Origin of the sequence: Paraburkholderia sp. RL18-085-BIA-A (assembly GCF_046027075.1) — a bacterium.
In the GTDB taxonomy this organism is placed as follows: domain Bacteria; phylum Pseudomonadota; class Gammaproteobacteria; order Burkholderiales; family Burkholderiaceae; genus Paraburkholderia.
In genome coordinates, this window is the sequence record NZ_JARESU010000216.1 from 1 (window position 1) to 9,551 (window position 9,551).

Genomic DNA, 9,551 nt, shown 5'->3' on the forward strand with positions numbered 1-9,551 from the left:
CGCGATCAAATTGGCAGCATGACCGCCCCGGACGTTCCACTTATAAACTCGATCTGACTGTCCGAACCAGCGGCGCCACCTCTTTCCGATTTTGATTTGCGCTCCATATCCATTTCCATGTGATTTCTATCAATATTGCTATTAAGCCGGGCGGTGCAGCACCTCCTCAGACCGCCGACCAGGAGCGAAGACTGCCTCGACGAATCTGTCGAGCGGAGACACCGCCGTGAAACCCGCAAGTCCGGTCATACCCATCACACCCCTCGTCACGACTTCAGCCGAGTCGCCTCAAGCGCCGGATGTCAACGCGCTGGTGTCATATCTGGAGCACGACGCTCAACCCATGATCGTGCTCGATCCCGAATACCACATCCTTGCCCCAAACACCGCTTATCGACGTCAGTCGGGATTGCCAGCCAGCCCGTACGGTGTCGGTTCTAGCAGACCAGTCGCTGGAATGGACATCGCACCCGGTATCGGTATCCGTTATTGCATTTCCGATGACGTCACCACAGATCTCATCTCCAACGTTTAGGCGGCTAACGTATGATGCCCGAGACCGAGCTCGCCAGCTTTAGTTGTATATGCAAATAACTAACTTGCTCTTCACTAGAGAGGAGTATGCATGTCATCGGGGGCCTTTCGCCTCCGGTGAGCCGGCAACCAACGCTTTGTCGCGTGCAATAACTTCCGGTATGTGAACACGCAGGAAGTCGACCCAAGTTCTCGTTTTCGCATCGATGAACTTCCGCGAATGGTAAAGCGCGTAAATGTTCAACTTTTGCAAGCGATAGCTAGGTAGCACCCGAGCCAGGGTGCCGTCGCACAAGCCCTCAACGGCGGCGTACAATGGCAATGCCCCGATGCCCATGCCCTCCTGAATCGCCCCAATCAACGCTTCAGCGATATTCACCTGAAGTGGGCCACTGACCTCTAGCATTTCGCTGCCATCAGGTCCTTCAAGCAGCCAAGCACGCGCTGGAAAAGCGGGCGTATCAAGAGTCAGACATTGATGCAACATCAGGTCAACCGGTCGCGTCGGAGCACCGTGTGAACGCACATACTCAGGCGATGCGCACAGGAGACTGTACGTCGATCCCAGCAGGTGTGAAACCATCTCCGAGTCAGAAAGCGACGCCGCCGCAATGACGGCTACATCGCTGCCGCCTCCGAAGAGATCCGGAGATCTCTGTGCCATCGTAAGTTCGACCATCACCTCCGGGTATTGGGCACGGTACTTGGCGATCGCCGGCAGCACGTAGTGCCGTCCGAGGCTCGCGAAGCTAAATATCCTCAACATACCGGACGGGTGTTCGTGCGCGCCGCTCGCGTCCTCCTCTGCACTTTCGATTTCGGCGAGGATCTGATGACAGCGCTGCAGATATCGTTCTCCGGCGGGGGTGAGCGCAAGCCGGCGTGTTGACCGATTCAGCAGCCGGGTACGCAGACGGGCTTCAAGATCTGATACTGCGCGAGACATGGCGCCGGTCGTCGAATTTAGCGATTCTGCGGCGGCCGTGAAGCTGCCAGCCTCGACAACACGTGCAAACACCCGCATATTTTGTAGTGTATCCATAGATGTCTTGCAGTTAATACGTATTAACCAAGCGTTCAATCAACGCACCATTCGCAATAACCTAAAATGACGAGTGTACGAAACGCGAGCATTCGATCCGAACGTTCGCGCTGAAGCTTGCTTGTACTGTCAACTTCTATTGATCCGCGAGGCCACTGCGCGGAGAGATGAGAAGCTCAGACGACGCGAAGCCACAGCATCGGGGACGTACCACTGTTTCTCATGGCTCTGAGGATTGAGCACGCTCTCGCTGTTCAGTGTTTGTGTCCGATATGCAGTACAGGCTTACCACCTAGGCCCCAATCAGAAGCGAGCCGCCGCAACGGCCTACCGCGCAAGCGCATGCTGTATCAACCGCACAAGTCGCATTCCATTGAATCCGGATCTGCCTCCCCGGAGACAACGTCCAATCGCACTTGCGCAATCGCGGGGAGTCGATAGCGGCGGATTCAACCGGTGGATAACTCCACCGTTTCGTCGCCTAGTCGAAAACGCACTTTTGGGGTTGCGGAGAGTACTGAGGTATCGGCGGAGACCGTTGACAAACTCTCGCGATGAACTTGAGGTAGTGAGAGCAATGCGACCTTGTCCTGATCTCGCGCCCCCCCAGAGTTCCTTAGATAAATTGTAAACGTAGTGCCATGCCGAGGCGTGCTTTGGACATCAATTGCGCCACCTGAGTCAGTAACAATTGCGTAGACCAATGACAGACCAAGACCCGTTCCCTGTCCGGGATGCTTGGTAGTAAAAAACGGTTCAAAAATACGAGCCATGATCTCCGCATCCATGCCAGTACCACTGTCCTCCACGATCAGGCGCACGTAGTGGCCGGGCTGAAGCGCGCCGTGCGAAAGTGCCCGCGCAACAGCGAAGCTCGCATCCTCTACTGCTACACGCAAGGTGCCGTGTCCGCTTATGGCATGAATCGCGTTACGGCATAAATTCATGACAATCTGATGCAGTTTGGTTGGATCACCTATGACGACAAGAGGTACGTCAGGTGTCTCAGATTCGAGGCGGATGCCGGGGGGCAGCCCTCCCCTGACCAATTCCAAAGTTTCGGCTACGATATGCGCAACATTGACTGGCGCACACTTACCGCATTGACAGCGGCTGTAGCCAAGGATCTGCTCGACCAAATCGCGGCCGCGCGCCGCGGCGGTGAGAACGTTCTTTGAGTAGCGCTTAAGCAATGAGCCCTCGGGCGCATCGTCGAAGATTATTTCACCGTAAGCCATCACGCCCGCGAGAATATTGTTAAAGTCGTGCGCGATACCACCGGCGAACCGTCCGATCGCTTCCATCTTTTCGGCTTGGCGAAGCCGCTGTTCAAGTCGCGTGCGTTCATCCTGTGCCCACTTCTGTTCGGTAACGTCCCTAACCACACCCACAAACTCGAACTTTCCCGAAGTACTATGCATGGCCCGAGCGGTGAGATGGACATGCTTGACCTCGCCATCAGGCATCAGCAGGCGATGCTCAAAATCAAAATCGTTTCTCGCCTTCGTCATGCGGTCCATGGCTTCCAGGACAATTGGGACATCATCCGGGTGTGTTCTCTTCAGAACATGCTCCACCGTAGCTTTTTCCGAGCGGTCATATTCAAAAATGTCGTACGTTTGGTCCGACCATTGAACTTCTTCGGTATGAGGATTCCAGCCAAAGCTTCCGGTGGAGCTTATCCTCTGTCCTTCGGCGAGAAACGCTTCGCTATGTTGCAAATCGGAATACAGCCGCGCATTCTCCAGCGAGATAGCCGCCTGCGAGGCCAGCAACTCCAACACTGCCGTGCGATCTGACGTAAAGACGCACGGAGTCAGGTTATTCTCAAGATACAGAGCGCCGACGAGTTCGGCTTGCTTGACTAGTGGTAGGCAGAGCACAGACCTCGGCCGGCGACGCTGCACATATGCGTCCTCCGAGAACATATGCGGCGTTGCTGCGTCGTCCAGGATCACGCTCTCGCGTTTCCGAACCACGTATTGCAACACCGACTCGGGAAGCTCAGACGGTGCAGCTGTCGAATGCTTCAAATTGACTTCAATCGTGCCCCGCAGTCCAATGGTAGCTTCCGCCACGATCTTCGGCTGGCCACCTCGAAGAAGTATGAGCAGACCGCGCTCCGCCGCCGCATGCTCGGTCGTGATTTTCAGAAGTGTTTTGATTAGCTTGTCATGTTCGATTTCACCCGACACCACCTGTGAAGCCTTGACTACCGTCGCCAGGTCCAGGTGCTCGAAGCGAGTGCCAATTGTCGCCGTCGACGGAAAGGAAACTGTTTGCGCGCGTAATCCGGGATAAAGTTGGTCAAGTTGCTTCACTTTACCGAGGGCGCCCCAACGGAGATAGCAGTATTGCGCGTTGCGCAGATAGGCGTGGGCAATCGTTTCAAAACCGCGCTTTGCATAAAACCGCTCGGCTACTTCATGAGCCACGGCTTCATTCTGTACGAAACCGTGCTCTCGAGCGGATCGAATGGACTGTTCGTACAGCCGCATTGCATCGAGGTCACGCCCTTCGAGGCGGGCGAGTTCCGCCGAAACAAGTGCGTGTTTGTCGCTGAAAGTCGGCGGGTAGTTACTGGCCCATTCTTGCAGTTTATTCTGATGCGTTTTTAGAAGTTCATACCATTCTTTCTGGTCATCACTACAAGCATTCTCAAAAATTGCGGCTACCGTAAGGGCGGTGTAGTAATAGTAATCGAGCAAAGGAATATGAGCAGCCATAGCCCAAATGTAGACCTTCGCATTTTGTGCAGCCTCGAACGCTGCCGCATAGTTGCCTGATAGAAAAAGCGCTTTGAGTTTTAGGAGCCAGTACATGCACAGCGGAGTGCCCGCCCGGCCCTCCGTCAACCGGGCTTCAAACGCATTTTCATCGAACTGGATGTCGCTGAAACTTGACAAACTGGTAGTACGACCTTGCATAGCCGCAATGAAGCGTTGTTGACTCACAATGACGTCCGCGACATTGTTGAAATGCGCTTTTCGGACGAAGTCAAGATTGCGTTCGGACTGAATCCGCACGATGTCGAGCGGATCGTTCCGCAAAAGAAGGTTTGTGATGGTCACCGACATGCTAAAGCACGCAGACGGCAGATCACCGGCCTCGGTCGCTGCGCGATAGGTCACGAGTAAGAGATCAATTGCTGTCGAAATTGGGTGGGTCCACGCGGCTGTAAGTCCCAACGAGTGAAAGGATCTTGCCCTATCAGCGATGAAACCGTGCTTTTCAACGAGGTCGCAGGCGAGCTTGGCGAACCGATACCCTTCGCCGTAGCGACGAAAGACCGGGCCGAGGATAAACCCAAAATAGCCATATCCGTGCGCGGACGGCCCGCAGACCCCGTGGCTCAAGCTTAGGTTAACCATACGGCACAGGAGCAAGCAGTACAAATTTGAATCGGTAAAGTACGCGGGTGTGTTCAGGGTCGAAAGCATAGCCATAGCGGCCGACAGTTGCGGATCGGTCATCAGCGGCAATTCGATCAGATTTTCGATCGGACGCCCATCGAGACTTCGCAATATCGTTTCGTATTCCGCTCGAACCTGATCCCAGGTCGGATGCGAAGGCAGATCGATGCCGAATAGGCTCAGGCACGTGAGCCCGCTGACAACCGCTTGCGGACTCTCGGACTTCACGAGGTGCAACTCGACTTTGAGACGATAGGCTGAAGCCCGGTCAATATTCGATATGCTCCTGGCGAGTAATTCCGCAATAAGCTGCTCGGCCTTTCCGAGATTTCCCGTTAGAAACTCACACTCCGCACGCTCGAGCCATAAATTGAACATTAACTCGTACTGGGTGCCCCAGTCGCTTTCATACATCCGCGCCATTCCAGCCGAAAAATATACGCATGCCGACGCGAAGGCCGTAGACGCCTTTGCCTTCCGTCCTGCAAACAGATTGATTCTTGCCACCTGAGTTTTTTCGTCAGGGTCGGTGAGCGTTGTTGTGCCCCGATTGAACTGGTTCGCAATGTCGAACAAATGCTCGGTGAGTAAGCCCCCAGTCGTCCCATTGAGCAACGCTCGACCGATCCGTGTGTGAATCTGGCGACGGACGTTTTCACCTAGCGACGAATAGGCCGCCTGCTGGACCCGATCGTGTGTGAATGTGCAGATCCTGTCTTCGAGACGGATCAATCCGGCGAGTACGGCCTCCTGGAGTGCCATATTCACCGTCGTTTCGTCCGCGTACCCATGAGCCAGCGACAGGGCGGCGACCCCAACACTGTTACCTAAACAAGCGAGTTGTGTCAGGGCCACCTTCGTCGTAGCGGAAAGACGATGCAACTTTTCGGCCATGAGATCTGCCACGTTCTCGCTGCAACCCATCGCGCGTATTCGGTCCACATTCCATGACCAGGCTCGCGCCATTGGATCGAATGTAAGCAGTTTCTCTTCCGCCAAACTCGCAAAAAACTGGATTGCGAAGAACGGATTACCGCCAGTCTTCTCCTGCAGAAGGTGCGCCAACGTTTCCGCGCGCTCCAACTCGCAATGCAGTGTATCCGCCACCAGCTTCCCCGTATGTGCCAAGCTCAGAGGCGATAGCGCGATCTCATGTACCTTCGCACCAGCGGCGCGGATCGCCTCAAGCATCCGTGTCATCGGGTGGTCGGGGCCAACCTCATTGGCCCTGTAGGCGGCTACGAGCAGAAGGTACTGCACCCCCGAATCAATCATCAGGTGCTGGAGGAGTTCGAGCGTCGCTGAATCCATCCACTGCAAATCGTCGATAAATAGTGTGAGCGGATGTTCCTTGCACGCAAAAATTCCGAGGAAGCGCCGGAATACCCTCTGAAAGCGGCGCTTCGCCTCGAGCGGCGACAGTTCCGGAACGGGTGGGGGTTTAGCTCCGATTACGCACTCAAGGTCAGGAACGAGGCTTACGATAAGCGAACTATTCTGGCCCAGAGCGTCGATCAGCGCCTTGCGCCATGTAGCCAACTGACCCTCATTCAGACTCAGGAGCGGGCGGATAAGCCCCTGGAAAGCCTGGGCGAGCGTGGAATACGGGATGTCGCGCTTGTATTGATCAAATTTGCCGGACGCAAAAAGCCCGTGCCCCGGAGCGAGCACCTTGCGAAGTTGGTGTACGACCGACGACTTGCCAATTCCCGAGTAACCGGACACGAGGGTGAACTCCGGCATACCATTGGCCGCGACACGCTCGAAGGCGGCGACGAGCGAGCCGACCTCGGCCTCCCGGCCATAAAGTCGCTCCGAGATTTCGAGTCGGTCCGACGCATCGTGCTCGCCGAGCGTGAACGGACAGATGCTGCCGTGCAGTTGCCATTCTTTCAGACACCTGCGGAGATCGGCTGCCACGCCCGCAGCGCTCTGGTACCGATCCTCGGTGCTTTTCGCCAGCAACCTCATCACGATCGCCGCTATTGGGACCGGGACTGAGGCGCGTTCAGTCGGTGGCGGCGGTTGCCGCGCGAGGTGGCAATGGATCCACGCCATCGGATCAATCGCGGCAAACGGGAGCGTTCCAGTCAGCATCTCATAGAGGGTAATACCGAGTGAATATAGATCGCTCCGTCTATCCACCGGTCGCTTCATTCGGCCCGTCTGTTCAGGCGCCATGTAGGCGAGCGTTCCAGCGAGCACCTCCGTCGGTTCGTGGACCTGGCTCACTGCAGGCTCTCGAGTCGCGATACCAAATCCTGTAAGGAACGTGCGGCCCCGGTTCACGTCCACGAGCACATTGCCCGGCTTGATATCCTTATGGATGATTCCTCTCTCATGCGCTTGGCGGAGAGATTCGGTGAGCGGAATCGCAATGCGCAAAAACGCCTCAGTCTCCAACGGCTGGCCCAGCATTCCGTCCAAAAGCATACCGCCAGGGTCCGCGAGTACCAATGCAAGCCGATCGTTATAGCGCGATAATGCCAGTGGCCGCGCAGCCCAAGCAGAATCGAGTTCACTCCTGAGTGCATATTCATGCTCAAGACGCTTAAGGCTCGCGAATGACACATCTTCCGCAGTTAGAAGCAGAACTGATCTCAATCCTCGGCCGTTACCTCGATAAAGCGTGAAGTCTCCTTCACGCAGAGGCGAAAATACATACTCTGAAAGCTTGGTTGTCACGGGTTCGTAATCTGGCATGTCTGTACTTCTCAGGCAGGGAGGGCTATAGCCGATGGCATCGGTGCCAGAATGGCAGATCCAATAATGCTTGATGCTATGGGCAGCATGATGACGACGGCAAAGGCATGACGCCCGGTCTGGTGCGGCGTCGACCGAGCCGCAAAAAACAACCGTCCAAACCGACAGGCGGATGATGCCAAAGCCCCTTCCTGCGCTTGTTCGTTTGGGCACGAAGCTTTATCAGTCATCGTCGACACCCCGATTCGCGAACACGATCCGAGCCAATCAGGAGGCCGGCCACCGCTACATACCCATCTCAGCAATCCACACGGTTCGTTAATCGCGCGTCGTCACCTCCGAACAGGTTCCCTCGTTGGCACCGCCGCCGAACGTAGTCGGGGTCGTGCTTACCATCTCGCAATACGCGCCTACCGCCGACATCCTGATAGGTTACCGAAATATTACTAACGGCTACCTGCTAACCTCCCTTAGCAACTCCGCCACCGTCCGAAGCAGATCGTTGCGCTTGAACGGTTTCGCTAGAGCCCTTGCTGCGCCAATCGCGAGAGCCATATCTGCCGCGAGTCCTTTCCCTGCGTCAAAAAGGCCCGATATGGCGATGATTGGCATCGCGGGATGAATCCGCTTTATTTCTGCGATAACTACGGCTCCGCTCGAACCGGGCATGCAAATATCCGTCACAACTAGTGATGGCGCGGCGACCGTGACGGCCATGAGTCCCTCCGTACCATCGATAGCTTTGCGCACACAGTATCCCGCCACTTGCAACCAATCCCCTATCGCTTCGCGCATGATCGGATCGTCTTCGATAACGAGGACCTCTGTAGTTCTTGTAGTATTCATGTGGTGGCGGGCCTTCCGTTGTGGTACTGCCCGGTCCGAGCAGCACTTACGATGGGCAAATTCTACTTATCATCTACCTGCCGTTGAATAATAGGATTGTATGAGGGGCTGGATTTCCCCCCGCATGACCGGACGGCCGCTCGCTTCAGCGTTGCCAGTGTAGACCTTGGCCCGGAGTGTCTGCCCCTTGGGCAAGGTCGCCCCCCTTCGGATGTCTTCGAGGATATCGCGCTCCATCTTCGGACGAGCCACTTCTGCACGCAGCCGCGCCAACCCCATGTGTCCCGGATCTACTGGCTTTGCTCCGGCTCCCGCCAGCTTGCCCTTCCCGGTCGGACCTCACCTAGCGTCTCTTCAACCATACCAATGTGGCCGCCACTGTTGCCATGCTTTGCCCGGCCTTGACCAGCAGCCGCGCCGCTTCCAGCTTGAACTCGAGCGTGTACTGCTCCCGCTTTGCTTTGGCTGTCATCGTATTTTCTTCTTGCGTGAGCTTACCTCTCAGCAACGGCATCGCTTTCCGGGGCAAGCTCAGTCGCCCGCCTGCTCGGCAGTGCTTCTTTCGCGCTTATCCATCCATTTCCTGATCAATATGTCCCTGCAATACTATAAATTCTCCAAAAAATGAAAAATGCGATATCGACTACTCTTACAAACCATTCTGATATGCGCGCAACGAAATACTATACTTTCTCATTCAAATCATCACAGCGTATTGCAGCACACTAATCAAGCAATACGTTAGAAATAGGTTCGCATCGGGCCACCGCGACGAAACTGTTGTGCGGCGAACGACGATGTCTGGACAAAATCCGACACCGAACAGCAACCAGCCCCAGCGGCAAGCGTCATGGATGATCACCACATCGAAACCCCCATCAATCAGGATTCCATATCATTGTCACAAACCCGAAACATTCACCAGTAGCGCCGCACGCATATGTAGAAAACTACAAGTAGATTCCATATGACGTCCTCAACGGAGTTTTCTAACATAATTCCATTAATACATC

Annotated in this window: 4 protein-coding genes and 1 pseudogene; 1 reads left to right on the plus strand and 4 read right to left on the minus strand. The window is 55.4% G+C overall.

What is annotated here, in order from left to right; all coding sequences use genetic code 11:
• The first annotated feature begins 226 nt into the window (after positions 1-226).
• Complete coding sequence (locus P0D89_RS48605) at positions 227-535, plus strand: hypothetical protein (protein WP_408368902.1); 309 nt, start codon at positions 227-229, stop codon at positions 533-535.
• 93 nt (positions 536-628) lie between these two features.
• Here P0D89_RS48605 and P0D89_RS48610 read toward each other — a convergent pair whose 3' ends face one another.
• The 4 genes and pseudogenes from P0D89_RS48610 to P0D89_RS48625 all read right to left on the minus strand — a co-directional run.
• A complete protein-coding gene (locus tag P0D89_RS48610; protein ID WP_408379088.1) occupies positions 629-1,576 on the minus strand; it encodes a LysR family transcriptional regulator in 948 nt (315 codons plus the stop codon).
• 449 nt (positions 1,577-2,025) lie between these two features.
• Positions 2,026-7,692: an AAA family ATPase gene (locus P0D89_RS48615; RefSeq protein WP_408368906.1), complete on the minus strand. Its 5,667-nt coding sequence runs from the start codon at positions 7,690-7,692 to the stop codon at positions 2,026-2,028.
• Positions 7,693-8,145: 453 nt separating this feature from the next.
• Positions 8,146-8,538, minus strand: coding sequence for a response regulator (locus P0D89_RS48620; protein WP_408368908.1), 393 nt, complete (start codon positions 8,536-8,538; stop codon positions 8,146-8,148).
• 216 nt (positions 8,539-8,754) lie between these two features.
• Positions 8,755-9,010: pseudogene (locus P0D89_RS48625) on the minus strand (transposase); the annotation flags it as partial.
• Between the last annotated feature and the right edge of the window lie 541 nt (positions 9,011-9,551).

Bases quoted from the DNA above. Each gene is read 5' to 3' on its own strand.
- P0D89_RS48620 (WP_408368908.1), bottom strand. From the start codon at position 8,538: ATGAATACTACAAGAACTACAGAGGTCCTCGTTATCGAAGACGATCCG.
- P0D89_RS48615 (WP_408368906.1), bottom strand. From the start codon at position 7,692: ATGCCAGATTACGAACCCGTGACAACCAAGCTTTCAGAGTATGTATTT.
- P0D89_RS48610 (WP_408379088.1), bottom strand. From the start codon at position 1,576: ATGGATACACTACAAAATATGCGGGTGTTTGCACGTGTTGTCGAGGCT.